This is a genomic window from Bacillus sp. TCT6 (assembly GCF_056033845.1).
The window spans coordinates 235571-253401 of record NZ_JBVYHX010000001.1 but is presented as its reverse complement, the minus strand read 5'-3'; the positions used below and the strand labels follow the sequence as shown (position 1 = coordinate 253401).

General features: G+C 35.1%; 20 protein-coding genes. 9 read left to right on the top strand and 11 right to left on the bottom strand.

The annotated features are described in order from the left end of the window. Positions 1–315 precede the first annotated feature (315 nt). Positions 316–1404 carry an aromatic acid exporter family protein gene (locus AC0ONG_RS01160; RefSeq protein ID WP_000765787.1) on the top strand — a complete coding sequence of 363 codons (1089 nt, stop codon included), beginning with the start codon at positions 316–318 and terminating at the stop codon, positions 1402–1404. Positions 1405–1418: 14 nt separating this feature from the next. Here AC0ONG_RS01160 and AC0ONG_RS01155 read toward each other — a convergent pair whose 3' ends face one another. From AC0ONG_RS01155 to AC0ONG_RS01140, 4 genes are all read right to left on the bottom strand, one after another. Then, the gene (locus tag AC0ONG_RS01155) at positions 1419–3179 is read right to left on the bottom strand and encodes an ABC transporter ATP-binding protein (protein WP_001161591.1); all 1761 of its coding nucleotides are present in this window, start codon (positions 3177–3179) and stop codon (positions 1419–1421) included. Between the two features lie 55 nt (positions 3180–3234). Beyond that, positions 3235–3765, bottom strand: a complete 531-nt coding sequence (gene ntdP / locus AC0ONG_RS01150) for a nucleoside tri-diphosphate phosphatase (RefSeq protein WP_000506625.1) — start codon at positions 3763–3765, stop codon at positions 3235–3237. A 385-nt stretch (positions 3766–4150) separates the two neighbouring features. Next, entirely contained in the window at positions 4151–4411 is a 261-nt protein-coding gene (locus AC0ONG_RS01145) for a YgaB family protein (protein ID WP_000997574.1), read from the bottom strand. A 187-nt stretch (positions 4412–4598) separates the two neighbouring features. Continuing rightward, complete coding sequence (locus AC0ONG_RS01140; protein ID WP_000039034.1) at positions 4599–4880, bottom strand: gamma-type small acid-soluble spore protein; 282 nt, start codon at positions 4878–4880, stop codon at positions 4599–4601. A gap of 125 nt (positions 4881–5005) precedes the next feature. On the opposite strand from AC0ONG_RS01140, the gene AC0ONG_RS01135 reads away from it, so the two are divergent. Then, positions 5006–5230: a hypothetical protein gene (locus AC0ONG_RS01135; RefSeq protein WP_000275441.1), complete on the top strand. Its 225-nt coding sequence runs from the start codon at positions 5006–5008 to the stop codon at positions 5228–5230. Positions 5231–5264: 34 nt separating this feature from the next. On the opposite strand, the gene mutY is transcribed toward AC0ONG_RS01135, so the two are convergent. Beyond that, positions 5265–6362, bottom strand: coding sequence for an A/G-specific adenine glycosylase (gene mutY / locus AC0ONG_RS01130; RefSeq protein ID WP_000171380.1), 1098 nt, complete (start codon positions 6360–6362; stop codon positions 5265–5267). Positions 6363–6511: 149 nt separating this feature from the next. On the opposite strand from mutY, the gene AC0ONG_RS01125 reads away from it, so the two are divergent. Then, the gene (locus AC0ONG_RS01125; RefSeq protein ID WP_000379114.1) at positions 6512–7492 is read left to right on the top strand and encodes a metal-dependent hydrolase; all 981 of its coding nucleotides are present in this window, start codon (positions 6512–6514) and stop codon (positions 7490–7492) included. Positions 7493–7516: 24 nt separating this feature from the next. On the opposite strand, the gene AC0ONG_RS01120 is transcribed toward AC0ONG_RS01125, so the two are convergent. Then, positions 7517–7783: a YfhJ family protein gene (locus tag AC0ONG_RS01120; protein ID WP_000998159.1), complete on the bottom strand. Its 267-nt coding sequence runs from the start codon at positions 7781–7783 to the stop codon at positions 7517–7519. Positions 7784–7905: 122 nt separating this feature from the next. Between AC0ONG_RS01120 and AC0ONG_RS01115 the strand changes: the two genes are divergently transcribed. Together AC0ONG_RS01115 and AC0ONG_RS01110 are read left to right on the top strand one after the other, a co-directional pair. After that, entirely contained in the window at positions 7906–8064 is a 159-nt protein-coding gene (locus tag AC0ONG_RS01115; protein WP_000517891.1) for a small, acid-soluble spore protein K, read from the top strand. A 46-nt stretch (positions 8065–8110) separates the two neighbouring features. Then, complete coding sequence (locus tag AC0ONG_RS01110) at positions 8111–8263, top strand: YpzG family protein (protein WP_000122093.1); 153 nt, start codon at positions 8111–8113, stop codon at positions 8261–8263. 64 nt (positions 8264–8327) lie between these two features. On the opposite strand, the gene AC0ONG_RS01105 is transcribed toward AC0ONG_RS01110, so the two are convergent. Both AC0ONG_RS01105 and recX read right to left on the bottom strand, forming a co-directional pair. Continuing rightward, positions 8328–8645 carry a YfhH family protein gene (locus AC0ONG_RS01105; protein WP_001057028.1) on the bottom strand — a complete coding sequence of 106 codons (318 nt, stop codon included), beginning with the start codon at positions 8643–8645 and terminating at the stop codon, positions 8328–8330. Positions 8646–8658: 13 nt separating this feature from the next. Further along, positions 8659–9471, bottom strand: coding sequence for a recombination regulator RecX (gene recX, locus AC0ONG_RS01100; protein ID WP_000268512.1), 813 nt, complete (start codon positions 9469–9471; stop codon positions 8659–8661). Between the two features lie 81 nt (positions 9472–9552). On the opposite strand from recX, the gene AC0ONG_RS01095 reads away from it, so the two are divergent. The 4 genes from AC0ONG_RS01095 to AC0ONG_RS01080 all read left to right on the top strand — a co-directional run bounded on the left by AC0ONG_RS01095 (position 9553) and on the right by AC0ONG_RS01080 (position 12756). Further along, on the top strand, positions 9553–10458 hold the full coding sequence (locus AC0ONG_RS01095) for a TIGR01777 family oxidoreductase (RefSeq protein WP_000684386.1): 906 nt from the start codon (positions 9553–9555) through the stop codon (positions 10456–10458). A gap of 139 nt (positions 10459–10597) precedes the next feature. Then, positions 10598–11728, top strand: a complete 1131-nt coding sequence (locus AC0ONG_RS01090; protein ID WP_000698293.1) for an amidohydrolase — start codon at positions 10598–10600, stop codon at positions 11726–11728. Positions 11729–11969: 241 nt separating this feature from the next. Then, positions 11970–12527, top strand: coding sequence for a GNAT family N-acetyltransferase (locus AC0ONG_RS01085; RefSeq protein WP_000914737.1), 558 nt, complete (start codon positions 11970–11972; stop codon positions 12525–12527). Between the two features lie 109 nt (positions 12528–12636). Next, positions 12637–12756, top strand: a complete 120-nt coding sequence (locus tag AC0ONG_RS01080) for a YfhE family protein (RefSeq protein ID WP_000358482.1) — start codon at positions 12637–12639, stop codon at positions 12754–12756. 368 nt (positions 12757–13124) lie between these two features. On the opposite strand, the gene AC0ONG_RS01075 is transcribed toward AC0ONG_RS01080, so the two are convergent. The 3 genes from AC0ONG_RS01075 to pflB all read right to left on the bottom strand — a co-directional run bounded on the left by AC0ONG_RS01075 (position 13125) and on the right by pflB (position 17755). Further along, positions 13125–14291, bottom strand: a complete 1167-nt coding sequence (locus AC0ONG_RS01075; RefSeq protein ID WP_000594686.1) for a diglucosyl diacylglycerol synthase — start codon at positions 14289–14291, stop codon at positions 13125–13127. 413 nt (positions 14292–14704) lie between these two features. Then, complete coding sequence (pflA, locus tag AC0ONG_RS01070; protein WP_000238468.1) at positions 14705–15436, bottom strand: pyruvate formate-lyase-activating protein; 732 nt, start codon at positions 15434–15436, stop codon at positions 14705–14707. A gap of 69 nt (positions 15437–15505) precedes the next feature. After that, entirely contained in the window at positions 15506–17755 is a 2250-nt protein-coding gene (pflB, locus tag AC0ONG_RS01065; RefSeq protein WP_000195467.1) for a formate C-acetyltransferase, read from the bottom strand. Between the last annotated feature and the right edge of the window lie 76 nt (positions 17756–17831).

Sequence of the window (17831 nt, the reverse complement as noted above, 5' to 3'; positions counted from 1 at the left end):
ACTTCTCATAGTAATCTATAGTAACAATTTGAGACCTGCTGAAATTCAGCAGGTCTTTTTACTAAAAACTGATGTTTAAAAGAAATTAGGAAAAATTATAAAGTGAAACTTTAATTAGCCTACAGCAATTGAGCGTTTACCGGCATCCAGCTACTGAATTTAGAGGCGGGAATCTTACTGTTCACAATTAGCCGGATAAAATGAATACTAATTTCTTTTAACGTCACTAAAATATCACTTGCTAACATATTGTAATGAATGTATAGTATCATGTTGTACATTCATTATGACAAGAGAAAGGATCTTATTAAGGGTATGAAACTTGGTGCTCGCATTTTAAAAACGGGTATTGCCATCACGTTAGCTTTATTTGCTTGTATTTTACTTCAATTACCGAGTCCGGTATTTGCGGGAATTTCAGCTATCTTTGCTGTTCAACCGTCTGTATACCGTTCTTATTTAACCGCACTTGAACAGATTCAAGCAAATGTAATCGGTGCGATATTTGCTATCGCATTTGCTACTGCTTTTGGACATAATCCTTTTATTATTGGATTAACATGTATATTAGTAATTGCTCTTACACTGCAATTACGATTAGAAAACACAATATCAATTGCTTTAGTAACAGTTATCGCCATTATGGAGTATCAAGGCGAAGACTTCTTTAGTTTTGCCTTACTTCGATTTGCGACAATTATGATTGGTATTATTGCGGCTTCACTTGTAAATTTAGTATTTATGCCGCCGAAATATGAAACAAAACTTTATCATCGTATCGTTGATAATACAGAAGAAATTGTAAAATGGATTCGAATGAATAGCAGGCAGGCTTCTGATTTTACAACGCTAAAAACTGATATTGATCGTATGAAAGAAAAAATGATCAAACTAAATCATTACTATTTGCTGTATAAAGAAGAAAGAAGCTACACGAAAAAAGTAAAGTTCGCAAAAATTCGTAAGCTCGTTTTATTCAGACAAATGTTAGCGACAACAAGCCGTGCTTTAAGTACGTTAAAATCATTACACCGTACTGAAAATGAACTACGCTACATGCCGGAAGAATTTCAGGAATCTATCCAAAACGAACTTGATTCATTAACGCATTATCATGAACAAGTTTTATTAAAATTCATTGGTAAAGCAAAAAAACAACAATCAGTTGAAATGCTTGATGAAGTTGAAACAGGTAAACAAGAATTAATTGATATCTTTATGGAATATCAAAACAAGGACGATGAAGAAGCATATAAAACATGGTTACATCTCTTCCCTCTTATTTCTTCCATCATTAACTATAGTGAAGAAGTAGAGCATTTAGATTTACTTGTAGATAGCTTCTACACATACCATAAACCAGAAAAAGAACTCCAAATCGATGATAAAAAAGAAGACGAATAAAAAAGCAGCTCCTTTTATGCTAAAGGAGCTGTTTCTGTTATATGTTGAAGTTGATATAAATTATAATAAAATCCTCTTTTTCGCATTAACTCTTCATGAGAACCGGTTTCTTTAATCTGACCGTCTTCAATGTAAATGATCGTATCAACATGCGTAATTGTCGCTAATCGATGTGCAATTATAATCGTTGTCCGGTCAGCAGCTAACGTCTGAAGCGCCTCTTGAATATACCTTTCATTTTCTAAATCTAAAGCCGAAGTTGCTTCATCCAATATAAGTACCGACGGATTCTTTAGAAATACGCGTGCAATTGCCACGCGTTGCCTTTGCCCACCCGATAGCTTCACACCACGTTCTCCAACGACAGTATTATAACCATCTGGTAAATCTATAATAAAATCATGAATTTGCGCAGCTTTGGCAGCTGCAATCACTTCTTTCTCTGTAGCTTTCGGATTTCCATATAAAATATTAGCTTCAATTGTATCGCTAAACAATAAATTATCTTGCAGTACAATTCCAATATTACTACGTAAATTTCTCATATTATACTTCCTTACATCTATGCCATCTACATAAACCGTGCCTTCAGAAACATCATAGAAACGCGGGATCAAACTAGCAAGAGATGACTTCCCTCCTCCACTCGCTCCTACAAGCGCTACTTTCTCTCCAGACTGCATAGTTAATGACAAGTTGTGTAATATCTCTTTTTCATCTGCATTATAACGAAAAGAAACATTATCAAATACAATTTCTCCATTTAATTTTTCCGTTTGTATCGCATTTGGCACATTAACAATATCGTATTTTTCATCTAACAGTTCAAACACACGATCCATCGATGCAAAAGATTGTGTCAATGTTGTAGATGAATTAACAAGGCGGCGAAGCGGACTATATAAACTATCCATATATCCAACAAAGGCTACCATCGTCCCTAGCGTTAACTGCCCCTGAATTACTTCATATGCTGCAAAACCAATCACAAGTAACGGACCTAAATCGGTTAACGTATTTACTGCCGAAAATGTTCTCGCCGTCCAACTTGTATGGTTTAATGCTTTCGTTAAAAATTCATTATTTCTTTTTTCAAACTGCTTCCCCTCATACTCTTCTAACGCAAAGCTACGTGTCACTTGCATTCCTTGAATACGTTCATGCAAATACCCTTGCATCGTCGCTAACGCTTGTGAACGCTCTTTCGTCAATTTCCGAAGACGTCCGAAAAAATATTTCACTGCTATTACATAAATAGGTAAAATCAATAACGCAACAAATGTTAATTTTATATTCATAGAAAACATAACAATGATAGCGATAGCAATTGTTGCAGTATCTAACCAGACGTTCATCAAACCTGTAATTACAAAATCTTTCGTTTGTTCTACATCATGGATGACCCGTGAAATAATCTCCCCTGTTTTCGTATTCGAATAATAACGTAAGCTTAACTTTTGTAAGTGACCGAAAATATGCTTCCGCAAATCATACAGTATTGTATTTGCGATACGTTGCGCGAAATATTGACGATAATATTCAATCGGTGGTCTTAATACCGCAAAAATAAAAAAAGCAATTCCAATCGCTGTTATTAATTGAGATGTTTTATCTTGAAGTGAACCCGCCCCTTGAATTACATCATCGATAATATACTTTAATAACCACGGCATAATAAGTGGAATACCGAACTTAACTAGTCCAATAATAATTGTAATAGCAATAAGCCATCGATATGGTTTAACAAATTGTAAATATCTTTTTATGCCCTGCACATAATCCCCCCCTCTAATAGGACAAACCTGCCGGGAAATTCCCTGCAGGTTTGTTTTAATTTCTGTACATTAAATATCGTTCATACCACATATCTACGAAATCTGGTGCGAATGGACCTTTTCTTTGATGAATCCACTGTGTTAAATGTGCTACATTTCGTTTTAAAATTGTATCTATAACAGGTGGATACTGCATAATTTGACTATGTTTTTCATACTCATCTTCATCTAGAAGCGTATATGTCATATCTGGATACACTTTAATATCTAAATCATAATCAATATACTTTAATGCTTCAGAATCATACGCAAAAGGTGAGCTTAAATTGCAATAATAATATACGCCATCCTCCCTAAGCATCCCAATCACATTAAACCAATAGTTAGCATGAAAATAACAAATTGCTGGTTCGCGCGTAATCCATGTTCGACCATCTGATTCTGTAACTACTGTACGATCATTCGCTCCGATCACAAGACTCTGTGTCCCTTTTAAAATTGTTGTTTCTTCCCACATTCTATGAATGGAGCCATTATGTTTATAACTATGTATTTGTACTTTTTCTCCTTCTTTGGGAAATCCCATATATGCTCCCTTCTTTCAACTGCAAATGCCCTTTGAACGGCATTCACTTTTTTTCTATTATAACTTTTTTGTCAAAATTTTAAAACTAAAGGGATAAGACTCTATTTTCCACACTGAATATGCAGGAGGTTTATCGTTGAATACAATAATCCCCAATCTTCTCAGGAAACAAGGATTGTATTGTATTATTTATAAAGTGAAACTTTAATCAGCCCTCACCAATCGGGCTTTTACGGGCAGCCCGCCCCCCACCTAACTTCTTTGCTTTCGCTGAATTTTGAGGTGGGGGTCTTATTGCCCGGCAAATAGCGGGATAAACGAGGACATGTAATAAAAAAAGCCCTTCTCTATTTGAAGGACTTTTCACCTGAGACAATGATATATCTTATCCTAAATTTGAAATCATTTTTTCAGTTGCAAAAGATTGGATTACACTATTTGTTTGTTCTTCAAATTTCTCATGTAACATCTTCAACGCTACTTCTGTTCTATATATTTCCTGACGGATAAAATGCAGTTCCTTTTTATCGCACATATCTTTTTCATTCATTTCAATTTGTTGATACTTCTCTAGATGTGCTTGTAACTTTAACAACTCATCCATCGTTTCTAATTGCTCCCCTACCAACTTATCAAAATCGTTCATTACTTACCCCCTTTGGACTTATTCATCAGTTATTATTCCTAATTACATATTTCTAATTGTTAACTTCCTTTTCCTTTGACTACATTTGTTGACTTATTAGAAGTTATGTCGTTCATTTTCTTTTCATTACAAAGATCCACACACAAAGAAAACACTTCTCTCGAATTGGAGAAGTGTTTTTCTTTCATTACTCGTTTGAACTAGAAGATTGTGATTGTTTTGCAGCTGACTTAGCATTTTGTTTTTTCACAGCATGCACGTCTGTTTCAGTTGCAAATTCTGTACCATAGCTAGCGTTTGCACTTTGTGCACCAGAAGCTTGTGCTTTCTTTGCTTCTGATTGTGCGTTTGCTTGTTTTACTGCTTGTACATTTGTTTCAGTCGCAAACTCTGTACCATAACTAGCATTTGTACTTTGAATGCTAGCACCAGAAGTTGCCTTGTTATAACCTTGTTGTTTTTTACTCATCTTTCTCACCTCCACAACCAATAATGTAACCAATTCACTTAGAGGCTATCCGTAATTTTATTTTGAATAATTTCCGCATATATCTTTTGTTACTTATTCAAACTATAAGAAATGGAGGTGGAAATATGTATATAGGACGCGATATGACTGAACTAACAATGGTTTCAAAACATGAATGGAAAGAAGATGAATTAGCTTATTTTCATCACTCACTACAACAGATTCTGCCTTATTTAAATGCAGAAGGTCAAAGTATTTACAAAGAAATTGTAGTAGAAATTGAATCAAGAGGCGGCTTACAAGAAGGTGAAGCTAGTTGGACTCATGGGACAAAAATTTCTTACGACTAAAAAAGTGTTCCCTAGATTGGGAACACTTTTTTATTTATTGTATTGTAATTTTCTCCACGCAATTTTCGTAAATAGTACGATGCGATTTCGAAAAAGGTAATTGCTCAAATGCTTCTTTCGATACAAATTTCAATGTATCTGTATCAACAATATTGCCAGTTACCTTTCCATAAAATACAAATATATCCCAAGTACGATGTGTAAACGTATGTTGTACATTCATTGCATATTCATCAATAGAAACCGCGAGTTCAAATTTTTCTTTCATATAATCTATAAGCTGTTCCTTCTGATTTCGAATACCTTCTCCAAGTTCAGCATTAGGAAACTCCCACATATTAGCTAACAAACCTGTACTTGGACGTTTATTAATAACGTAACGACCGTCTTCAGTTTGAAGTACTCCTGCAACAATAGGTACCATTTTAGGAGCTTTCGCTTTACTTTTTACTGGTAATTCTTTTTGAACACCTTCAGCATATCCTCTGCAATGCTCACGTACAGGACAAAGTAAGCACGATGGATTTTTAGGAATACAAATCAGTGCACCTAATTCCATCAATCCCTGATTAAAATAAGATGGGTTTTCTACTGAAATAATTTCACGCACAATCTCTTCAAAAACTTTTCGAGTCTTCGGTTTTGCAATATCATCCCATACTGATAAAATGCGAGATAATACACGCATAACATTTCCATCAACTGCCGGCTCTGGTATACCATATGCAATACTTAAAATAGCACCTTTTGTATATGGTCCGACTCCTTTTAACTTTTCAATTTTCTTTACATCACTTGGTACAACCCCGCCGTATACTTCTTTTACCTCTTTTACTGCCGCATGTAAATTACGTGCTCTAGAATAATATCCTAAACCTTCCCATGCTTTTAATACTTCTTCATCATCTGCGTTCGCTAACGCTTCAAGTGTAGGAAACTTCCCCATAAAATTTGCGTAATATGGTTTTACGGCTTCTACTCTTGTTTGCTGTAACATAATCTCAGAAACCCAAACGCGGTATGGATCTTTATTTTTTCTCCATGGTAAGTCGCGCTGCTCCTCTTCAAACCAACCAATTAAATCATTTTGAAACTGCTCTATATTAAATTTTTTTAGTATTTCAAGTGTCAAACTTGATCCCCCTCATTTTTTTGCATATAAGTACTATTATAAAGATTTTAGGAAAAAATTTAAGTAAGATGACATAGGAAATTGAAGGCAAAGGACTTGAGGTATCGAATAAAAAGAGTTACATTAATAAAAAACGGAGGTGGATTTTTATGGACACAGCCACTCACCTTGTTATGGGTATCACTTTAGGTAGCTTAGCAACATTAGATCCAGCCATAGCACAAAGTGATATTGGCCCACAAGCTGTTATGCTTGCTACAATTGCTGGTTCCAACATTCCTGACATTGACACAGTTTTAAAATTGCGTAATAACGCTAAATATATAAGAAATCATCGCGGAGTTACTCATTCCATTCCCGCGGTAATTCTTTGGTCATTTCTTATAAGTGGCATCTCTTTCGCCTTCTTTTCAGACGCTCCATATCTTCATCTACTACTTTGGTCATTTATTGCAGTCTTCCTTCACGTCTTTGTCGATATTTTTAACGCCTATGGTACACAAGCATTACGGCCTTTCACAAAAAAATGGGTCGCACTCGGCGTGATTAATACATTTGATACCGTAATTTTCTTTATCCATATACTTGCAATTGCTTGCATGCTCGTCGGTTCTCATAAAGGATACACAGCCTTAGCAGCATATATATTAATGATTATTTACTATATCGGACGGGTTATGATGCACCGAAATATAAGAAGCGTTGTACACAAACGTTTCAAAAATGTCGAAAAGATTATCATTTCTCCTTCTTACCGATTTTATCATTATCATTTAGCAGTCGTTACAGCTGATTATTACTACGTTGCGAGATGGCACCGTGGTAACATCATGATATATGACAAATTCGATCGGGTACCGTTCCCAGAAAATGATATTATGCGAGCAGCTAAACAAGATGAAAACATCTCGGCCTTCCTATCTTTCTCTCCTGTATATCGCTGGGATATTTTTGATCATGATCATTATTATGAAGTACGATTCATTGATTTACGGTATCGCAGTAAAGATTATTATCCATTTGTCGCGATTGTTCAGCTCGACCATAATTTAAATATTATTAGTTCCTATACAGGATGGATTTTTAGTGAAGAAAAACTTCGAAAAAAGCTGGAATTACTTCCACATTAAAAAAAGCGACTTAAGTCGCTTTTTTTAATGTTTCAAATGATCTTCTTGATTAATTAAATGGCTATACTTCGGATTATTTGTACGCATTTCATGAAGGCGTACACCATGATTATTAATCCATGATCGTACCACTTGCTCAGTCATTTCCTCACCTTGATAACGCCCTGATTTTGCATAAGTTGTTTGAAAATCTTCCCAAAGTAATTCAACCCACGCACGTGCTTGTCCGTAAGAAAGCTTGTCATTCTTATCTAATAATTCTTTCGTTAATGCTTCATAAATATCATTCATGTTCTAATCTCCTTTTCCCTATTTATCCCTTCATTTCTAAAGGATAGTTTCTTCTGTTTTGCACATTCTATAAGTGATACTTCTTAAAGAGGTATCAACTGATGATGAGGAGGGCGTTCGCAATGGGTAAACAAGCCGAATTTTGGTCTGAGTCAAAAAACAACAGCAAAATCGACGGTCAGCCGAAAGCGAAATCACGCTTCGCTTCGAAGCGACCTAACGGCACAATTAACACGCACCCACAAGAACGTATGCGTGCTGCAAATCAGCAGGAAGAGTAATACAGTTACAACCTAAAAAATTAACTTCCTACACGAGGTGATAAAGATGAGCTACCGTGATCGTTTAGATAGTCGTTCTGAATTATTTAACCATACGTGGACTCGTCCGAAACATGCGAAAGCGCAAGTTAACGGACAGACGCAGCAAACCCAGTCTCTCATTATATTGGCCAACGAATGTAAAAAACGCCAATTTTAGAATCTCCTATCTCCTTTAACGCCTACCAAAGATGAAAACCAGAGAGATATTTGCTCTCTGGTTTTTATTTTTCTTGCAATAAGGAAATTGGTATTCCAATCTCTTCATTATCATTTTGTTTATAACCCCAAGCGAATACCCCATTGAAGTAAGTAATTTTAAATAATATACCAGGTTCTTCTATTAATTCATATGTTTCACCAATATGGAATTTGTTTATATCAGTCATATAAGCGCGAGCCATTGCCATCTTTCTCATTAATACATCGAACTCATTTACAATTCCAAGCTGTTCAGCCTTTATTGCTTGCTCCTTCAAATCCCCAATTTCTTCTCTAAGCTCATGTGGTGTCATTTCACTGTAGCGTTTTGGCATATTCATCTCATTATTCCCCTCATCCCTCTTCACGTTTCATTTGTAAAAATATCTCTATCTCATCAATAGAGAATCCTTTTCGATATAACGCTTGTTTCATCTTGTTTTCAAATGTCCATCCATCATACTTCTTATATTTCTCATAATACTTATTCCCATGATAGTGTAACGCTTCTTGTTGCTTTTCGTCATCTCTTTCGTCTTTCAATTCTTCCAAACAAATTTGAATTACTTCTCTAGAATACCCTTTTCGAACAAGCATCTCATCCAACTTTAGCTTCATTTGTAAAAAAGAATGCTTTTGATAAGATTTTTTTTTCTTTTCTATGAGAAACAAGGCATTCTCAATTTGCTTTTCCTTCGGATATTCTTGTAAACTATGCATAATAATTAAATCCTGAACACCTTTATTTAACAACTCTCTTTTAATAACAGTTGGACCTTTTCGATTCACATTACTTTGCGTTCGCGTATATAAAACCGCGTACTCTTTATCATTAATATATCGGTCATGTAATAATTTCGAAACGACTTCAGAGATGATGGCCTGTCCCACTTCTTTTTTTCGTAAAAAATCTTCTATTTCTTGTTTTGTTCTCATTTGATAGGATAAATAGGAGATTGCTTGTAAATATGCTTTTTGTACCTCTTCATTGTACAAAATATTTCCTAACTCTATTTCATCAATTTCTAAGCCTTTTTGTAATCCATGTTTCATTAAGATTACTTGATCCACACTAAACCCGTACTCTTCACCTTGGCCTTTATCAATATAAATATTAAATCGTTCTTTCGATCGCTTTTGTACTTCTATTTTTGTAATGACAGCCATACTCTCACCTCCCTATTATTTTAACATAGTCGAGGAACATTTTTTCTTTTCAAGAATATATATAATGAGGAGGAAATGATTATGAAAATCGCAATTTCTGGTGGCACTGGTTTTATTGGTAAATACCTCTCTACTTTTTTTATTCAAAAAGGATATATGGTCTACATTCTTACTCGAAAGAAAACTACTAGAACCTCAAACCATAACCTTCAATACGTACACTGGACACCAGATTTATCTACCTTTCCACTCTCCTCTATCGATGTAGTCATTAATCTAGCTGGAGAATCTATCAATAGTAGATGGACAAAAAAACAAAAAGAAACAATATTAAACAGTAGAATTCAAACAACAAAAGGACTTATTCAACAACTACAAGTAATGGAAACAAAACCACATACATTTATTAATGCAAGTGCTATTGGATACTACGGAACATCTGAAATAGAGTCTTTTACTGAGCAACAAGAAACTCCCGGAAATGATTTTTTAGCAGAAACAGTATTTTTATGGGAGCAAGAAGCAGCTAAAGCATGTTCTCTCGGAATAAGAACAATTTACACAAGATTTGGCGTTGTATTAGGTGCAGATGGCGGAGCCTTGCCAAAGATGTTACTTCCCTATCAATTCTATATCGGCGGCACCATTGGTTCTGGGAAGCAATGGTTATCATGGATTCATATAGACGATGTCGTTCGTATGATGGATTTCATCATACACAAAAAAGAAATTGATGGCCCTCTTAATATGACAGCACCAACACCTATAAGAATGAAGGAATTTGGAAAAACCATCGCTGCCGCAACGAGAAAACCACATTGGCTGCCTGTCCCTTCATTTATGCTTCACGCCTTATTAGGTGAGATGAGCATACTTGTACTAGAAGGGCAACATGTATTACCTAGTAAAGCAATTAAACATGGATACCAATACACATTTCCGGCAATAGACCATGCATTACAAAATATACTTTCGCATACAATGTAGTACTTCTAAAACAAAATTTTACATGGGCCCTTTTAAAACTTTCATTTTCTAGGATCCGAAGCATTACCATACAAATAACCTTTCAGTTACTTTCCCTTAACTTCCATTAGCATTATAAAGTAACAGAAATGAGGTACCTATGAAAATATTGCTCAAACAAGCCATTGTATACCCTATTACATCTCCAAAGTTTCAAGGCGATGTACTCGTTACAGAAGAGCGAATTACCGAGGTCAAACCTTTTATTCAACCTACTCAAGATATGACCGTTATAGATGCACGGGCACTCCATCTCTTACCTGGCTTTATTGATGTCCATACTCACCTTGGTCTCTATGATGAAGGTACTGGTTGGGCTGGAAATGATGCCAATGAAACATCTGAAGTTTCAACACCACATATTCGTTCTTTAGATGGTATCCACCCTTTCGATATTGCCTTTCAAGACGCTGTGCAAAATGGAATTACAACCGTTCACGTTATGCCTGGTAGTCAAAATATTATCGGGGGTACTACTTGTGTAATAAAAACAGCTGGAACTTGTATTGATCATATGATTATTCAAGAACCTGCTGGTTTAAAGATTGCCTTTGGAGAAAATCCTAAAAAGGTCCATAGTAATGGAACGAAAGAATCCATAACACGTATGGGGATTATGGGGTTACTACGGGAATCATTCTATGAAGCACAACACTACGGGCACGAAGCTGATTTTCGAATGCTTCCTATTTTAAAAGCATTACGTCGTGAAATACCCGTACGTATCCACGCTCACCGAGCAGATGATATTAGTTCTGCGCTACGCTTTGCAACGGAATTCAACCTCGATCTACGTATTGAACATTGTACAGAAGGACACTTTCTTGTTGAAGAGCTTTCGAAACACAATTTGAAGGTTTCAGTTGGTCCCACTCTGACACGCCGTTCTAAAATCGAACTAAAAAACAAGACATGGGATACTTACCATATATTATCCAAAAATGGTGTGGAAGTTTCTATAACGACAGACCATCCTTATACACCCATTCAATATTTAAATATTTGTGCTGCTGTTGCAGTAAGAGAAGGGTTAGATGAGAAAACAGCACTAGAAGGAATCACCATATTCCCAGCGCGAAATTTGCGTTTAGAGGATAGAATTGGAAGTATCGAGGTTGGAAAAGACGCCGATCTCGTGTTATGGACTCATCATCCTTTTCATTATTTAGCCAAGCCTGTACTAACTATGATTGATGGAAAAATAATTTACAAAAAAAATAAAAAAAACTAGTTTATTTTTTTGACTAGATAAAGTATTATACGATTATAAACTGAATGAAACCATAATCAATTTGTGTCGTGATTATCATTTTCAAATTGATGAATGGGGAAGGCAAATGGTGCGCCACCAGCGTTAGAAACTGGTTCTAGTGGGTTCGATTCCCACCCCGAAATTTTTTAAAGATTGATATAAAAATTTCGAGGGTGGGGTGTTTTTTCGTCATGCTACCCTCGTGTGAGGAGGAGTTAGTATGTTGAAAAAACGCGACTTACACGACAGCCACGTTCTATACGAGTTAATGGTGGATCCAGCTGTCTTCCCTTTTGTGCGTCAAAAGGCTTATTCTTATGAAGAATATTTATTCTTAACGAAACAAACAATTGAAGCTGAAGAGCGTGGTGAATTAATTTCACGCACAATTTTAGATGAATGGGGTAACCCCATCGGAACAATTACTTTATTTGATGTGCAAGAAAAAGCTGGGTTTCTCGGGACATGGCTCGGCAAACCATATCATGGAAAAGGCTATAATAAATTAGCAAAAGATTCATTTTTTAGTGAACTTTTCTATGAATTAGATATTGAAACAATCTTCATGCGTATTCGTAAAATAAATATTCGTTCTATTAAAGCTGCAGAAAAACTGCAATATGTAAATCTAGCAAACGAAACAAGAAAAGCCGTATATGATGAAATTAACGCAAACGAAGAAGTATATAACTTATATGAAATTCCAAAAGATCAATACACACTTGCTACAATGCGAGATACAACCTTCCAAGATGCTCATCAATTAAAAGAAGCATAATCTAAATTTTCTGAAATGATAATCAATCATTAACATTTTCCATATGCGTATATCCCCTCATGTCTTTGGAAACGATAAATAGTAACTTTAAGACACGAGGTGATTTGTAATGGATAAAAAGAAACGTGATAAAGCAAAAAATACATTATCTAGTACACAAGAAGTTCTCTATCAACGAGAATTTCAAAAAGCAGATCGTGCAGCAGGATATCGCTCGAAAAGCATTTAAAGTGAAAATGAATAATTAGAAGTTTCCCCCCTAATTATTCATTTTCATTACATAATTTTCTCGACTGATAGAAGTAAGCAAAAAGGACCCTTATACATAAGGGTCCTTTTTGCTGTGGACAACTTTATCCACAAAACCAACGAAATTGTTAGTAATTTTCAAAAACATTTAATATTTTTCTATATTAAAGTATATATCAGCTGTTTTAATTGTGGGTATTTTTCTAAAAATTGTGGACAATGTGGATATAGTTGTTAATATTCCGACTTTACTGTTTAATGAAAGCGCAATCCTTTTGTGGATAACTAGCTGAATTTTCTTTGAAAATAATAAAGAACCCTCTTTACATATACAAAGAGGGTTTCATATTAAGTAAAAGATTGTGCAAGAGCAGGTGATTTAATAGGTATATGCCGCGGTTCTGCATGATTTTCTGCCAAAATTGCATCTACAATATGACCAGCTGGCTCTGGAAGATAGATGCTTTTCATTGCTTCTTTCATTTGAAGAAGCTTCACATCATCTTGTAATAATGCCTCTGTTTTTGCAAAAACCTCACTATCATCGCGAATGACAACTGCTGCTCCTTTTTTTTCAAAGTACATCGCATTTTCATTTTCTTGTCCTGGAACAGGTTTATATAAAATGACAGGTACTTGCAACGCTGCTGCTTCACTTAATGTTATTCCGCCTGGCTTCGTAATCATACACGAAGTAACTCGGAATAATTCATCAATATTTTCAACATACCCAAACACTTTTAATGCATCGGAATTTTGATTCTGTAAACTTAATAAATCCTGTTTTAAAGCTTCATTTTTCCCACAAACGACAACTACTTGTAAATTAGGCACTGACATAAATGATTGGCATAGTTCTTTTACATTTCCTAATACCCCATGAGCACCTGCTACAATTAGTAAAATCTTTTTATTCTTACATAACTGATATTTATTATATATGATGTCTGGATTTACCTTTAACTCAAAACTACTCCGAATTGGAATTCCTGTTTCAACAATTTGTTCCGCAGGTACACCGATATCAACCATCAATTCTTTCACGTGATCCGTTGCAACAAAATAACGATCTACTTCTCGATGAATCCATATTTTGTGCACGCAAAAATCAGTTAATACGTTATAGACAGGAATTGAAATCCCTGTTTGTTTCTTCAATTCTGGTACAGCGATAATTGGAAATGTATTAATTACAATATCTGGTTTCTCCACCTGTAACAGTGTTTTCAAACGTTTTCTTCCAAAGTTCGCATACCAAGATGCTATTTTCTTATCATAAATTTTTTCTACCCCGTAATAAAACAAACGATATAATTCTTTTCCTATTGTATAACTTTTTAAATATAGATATTTTGTAATGTCAGTTATAAATGGATGTGATTCTCCAAACAAGTCGCATACAATAACATCTTCAATTCCTTTTTGGCGAAATGTTTGTTCTAATGTTTTTGCTACTTGCACATGACCATTACCGTAATGTGCAGTTAATATTAAAACCTTGGGGTTTTTTATCAAACAAATCCACTCCTAGCTTTTTGTTTCTCCATATTGCATATACGACAATAGGAAAAACATTTTCCTTAAAAATTACATAAACAGATTCTAATAATTCCCTTTTCAGCTATGTACCTGTCGTGGATATGCAAAGCATATAAGATTGACCCCTTAATCCTATCTGTGCTCATATCTTTACATTATACTTTCCTATAAGAGCTTTCGCAATAACTTACAAATGTTCTCTATTCCATGATACTCACTCTTTTACTTCTTAATTCTTTTTACTATTTTGATTTCCCTTTACAATTATGTAAATTTCTCCACTTATTCCGTACAAAATTATGGATATTCTACTTTCAGTATACTCTTTTATCAATATATACTCTAGATTTTATTGTAAAGAAAGCAAAAAGCCTAATCCAATATTTGGATTAGACCGCTTGTAAAATATGTTTAGCATGTTCTACATTTTTCTCAGTAGGTGGTTCTACATTTGCGAGTGGATACTTATGTCCAAGCGCCTCCCATTTATATACACCAAGCTTGTGATATGGTAACACTTCAACTTTTTGAACATTAGACAGACTTTGAATAAAGCTAGATAGTTTTTGTAGATCCTCTTCATTATCCGTAACACCAGGAACTAATACGTGTCGTACCCAAATCGGTTTATCCTTATTCGATAAATAACGAGCGAATTGTAAAATATGTTCATTTGGTTTCCCTGTTAATTTACGATGCTTTTTGGAATCGATATGTTTCAAATCCAATAAAACTAAATCTGTATAATCCATTAAAATATCTAGCTTACTTTGGAATTCTGGTTCCTCAGAATAACAACCACCAGAAGAGTCGATTGTTGTATGGATACCAGCCTCTTTACACTTTTTAAACAACTCAATTAAAAAGTCTAGCTGTAATAATGGCTCTCCACCGCTAACTGTTATACCGCCTCCGGAGGCTTCAATAAATGGAAGGTAACATGTCACATCCTGCATCACTTCTTCAACTGTTATTTCTTTACCTTTACCGATTTCCCAAGTATCAGCATTATGACAATATTGACAACGTAATAAACACCCTTGTGTAAATATGACATAACGAATCCCTGGGCCATCAACAGTACCACAAGACTCTACAGAATGTATTCTTCCTTTTACCATGTTACTTCCTCCTTTATTGAAACAGCCTCCCTTCGCTATATATTAAGAGCGAAGGGACACTTTTTTCATTTACATGCTTTCATGCATTGTACGGTTAATTACATCAATTTGTTGTTCACGAGTTAATTTAATAAAGTTTACAGCGTAACCAGATACGCGAATTGTTAATTGTGGATATTTCTCAGGATGTTCCATTGCATCCATTAATGTTTCACGATTAAATACGTTAATATTTAAGTGATGGCCTTCTTTTACTGCATAGCCATCAAGCATAGATACTAAGTTACGTACTTGTACATCATCTTCTTTACCAAGTGCTTTTGGAATAATAGAGAATGTATTAGAAATACCATCTTGTGCATCTTCATATGGTAATTTAGCTACAGATAATAATGAAGCTAATGCACCTTTTGTATCACGTCCGTGCATTGGATTTGCACCTGGTGCAAATGGTTCTCCAGTACGGCGTCCATCTGGAGTGTTACCAGTTTTCTTACCGTATACAACGTTAGATGTAATAGTTAAAATTGACATTGTATGAACGGAATTACGATATGTTTTATGTTTACGAAGTTTATTCATAAATGTTTTCACGAGATTTACAGCGATTTCATCTACACGATCATCATTGTTACCGTATTTAGGGAAGTCTCCTTCAATTTCGAAGTCCACTGCAATACCGTTTTCATCACGGATTGGTTTTACTTGTGCGTATTTAATTGCACTTAATGAGTCTGCTACTACAGATAGACCCGCGATACCTGTTGCCATTGTACGAAGAACATTCGTATCATGAAGTGCCATTTCAATACGTTCATAGCTATATTTATCATGCATGTAATGGATAACATTTAGTGTGTTTAAATATAGACCCGCTAACCATTCCATTGTCATATCAAACTTATGCATAACTTCTTCGTAATTTAATACTTCAGAAGTAATTGGTGCGTACTCAGGACCAACTTGTGCTTTTGATTTTTCATCTTTACCACCGTTAATCGCATATAATAATGCTTTCGCTAAGTTTGCACGAGCTCCGAAGAACTGCATTTGCTTACCGATTCTCATTGCAGATACACAACAAGCAATTCCGTAATCATCGCCGTAATCAGCACGCATAATGTCATCATTTTCATATTGAATTGCTGATGTTTTGATGGACATTTTCGCACAGTAGTTTTTAAAGTTCTCTGGTAATTGTTTAGACCAAAGAACTGTTAAATTCGGTTCTGGAGCTGGTCCTAAATTATCTAATGTATGCAAGAAACGGAATGAGTTCTTTGTTACTAATGGACGACCATCTAATGCAATACCACCGATAGATTCAGTTACCCAAGTTGGGTCACCAGAGAATAATTCATTATAATCAGGTGTTCTTGCGAATTTCACAAGACGTAATTTCATAATGAAGTGATCTACAATTTCTTGTACTTCTTCTTCTGTTAAAGTACCATTTGCTAAATCTCTTTCAATGTAAATATCTAAGAATGTAGAAGTACGTCCAAGACTCATTGCAGCTCCGTTTTGCTCTTTAATCGCCGCAAGATATGCGAAGTATAACCATTGGAACGCTTCTTGTGCATTTGTTGCTGGTTTAGAAATATCGAAACCATGAGAAGCAGCCATTTGTTTTAGTTCTTGAAGTGCACGCATTTGCTCAGATAATTCTTCGCGTAAACGCATTGTATCTTCGCTCATTACACCACCAGTTAAATTCAAATCAGCTTTTTTCGCTTCAATTAAATGATCAATACCATATAATGCTACGCGTCGATAGTCACCGATAATGCGTCCACGACCGTATGCATCTGGAAGACCAGTAATAACGCCTGATTTACGTGCATTTCTCATTTCTGGTGTATAGGCATCGAATACACCTTGGTTATGAGTTTTTCTCCAATCTCTAAAAATACGACTAAGTTCTTTGTCCATTTCGTATCCATAAGATTCACAAGCTTGCTCCGCCATACGAATACCACCATATGGTTGTAAAGAACGTTTAAATGGTTTATCAGTTTGGAAACCGACTACCTTTTCAATATCTTTATTTAAGTATCCTGGGTCATGTGATGTAATAGAAGAAACAATTTTTGTATCCATATCAAGAACGCCACCGTTTTCACGTTCTTTTGTTGTTAAATCCATTACTTGATCCCAAAGTTGTTTCGTTGCTTCAGTTGCTTCTGCTAAGAAAGATTCGTCTCCTTCGAAAACGTTTACATTATTTAAAATGAAATCGCGAACATCAATCTCTGCTTTCCATTTTTCACCTTTAAAGTTTTCCCATGCGTTTTTAACATTTTCTAATACTTGAGTCATCCTAATCTCCTCCATTTTTGATTAGTACAGGACTAAGATTTTTTATATAACAGCTTACACACTTAGAATACTACTT

What these genes read in the sequence shown, in the direction of transcription:
- AC0ONG_RS01085 (WP_000914737.1), top strand. Translation starts at nt 11,970, where the DNA reads ATGTTGAAAAAACGCGACTTACACGACAGCCACGTTCTATACGAGTTA.
- AC0ONG_RS01105 (WP_001057028.1), bottom strand. Translation starts at nt 8,645, where the DNA reads ATGAATATGCCAAAACGCTACAGTGAAATGACACCACATGAGCTTAGA.
- AC0ONG_RS01110 (WP_000122093.1), top strand. Translation starts at nt 8,111, where the DNA reads ATGAGCTACCGTGATCGTTTAGATAGTCGTTCTGAATTATTTAACCAT.
- AC0ONG_RS01120 (WP_000998159.1), bottom strand. Translation starts at nt 7,783, where the DNA reads ATGAATGATATTTATGAAGCATTAACGAAAGAATTATTAGATAAGAAT.
- pflB (WP_000195467.1), bottom strand. Translation starts at nt 17,755, where the DNA reads ATGACTCAAGTATTAGAAAATGTTAAAAACGCATGGGAAAACTTTAAA.
- AC0ONG_RS01145 (WP_000997574.1), bottom strand. Translation starts at nt 4,411, where the DNA reads ATGAACGATTTTGATAAGTTGGTAGGGGAGCAATTAGAAACGATGGAT.
- pflA (WP_000238468.1), bottom strand. Translation starts at nt 15,436, where the DNA reads ATGGTAAAAGGAAGAATACATTCTGTAGAGTCTTGTGGTACTGTTGAT.
- AC0ONG_RS01140 (WP_000039034.1), bottom strand. Translation starts at nt 4,880, where the DNA reads ATGAGTAAAAAACAACAAGGTTATAACAAGGCAACTTCTGGTGCTAGC.
- AC0ONG_RS01125 (WP_000379114.1), top strand. Translation starts at nt 6,512, where the DNA reads ATGGACACAGCCACTCACCTTGTTATGGGTATCACTTTAGGTAGCTTA.
- AC0ONG_RS01080 (WP_000358482.1), top strand. Translation starts at nt 12,637, where the DNA reads ATGGATAAAAAGAAACGTGATAAAGCAAAAAATACATTATCTAGTACA.
- AC0ONG_RS01160 (WP_000765787.1), top strand. Translation starts at nt 316, where the DNA reads ATGAAACTTGGTGCTCGCATTTTAAAAACGGGTATTGCCATCACGTTA.
- AC0ONG_RS01090 (WP_000698293.1), top strand. Translation starts at nt 10,598, where the DNA reads ATGAAAATATTGCTCAAACAAGCCATTGTATACCCTATTACATCTCCA.
- ntdP (WP_000506625.1), bottom strand. Translation starts at nt 3,765, where the DNA reads ATGGGATTTCCCAAAGAAGGAGAAAAAGTACAAATACATAGTTATAAA.
- AC0ONG_RS01135 (WP_000275441.1), top strand. Translation starts at nt 5,006, where the DNA reads ATGTATATAGGACGCGATATGACTGAACTAACAATGGTTTCAAAACAT.
- recX (WP_000268512.1), bottom strand. Translation starts at nt 9,471, where the DNA reads ATGGCTGTCATTACAAAAATAGAAGTACAAAAGCGATCGAAAGAACGA.
- AC0ONG_RS01115 (WP_000517891.1), top strand. Translation starts at nt 7,906, where the DNA reads ATGGGTAAACAAGCCGAATTTTGGTCTGAGTCAAAAAACAACAGCAAA.
- AC0ONG_RS01095 (WP_000684386.1), top strand. Translation starts at nt 9,553, where the DNA reads ATGAAAATCGCAATTTCTGGTGGCACTGGTTTTATTGGTAAATACCTC.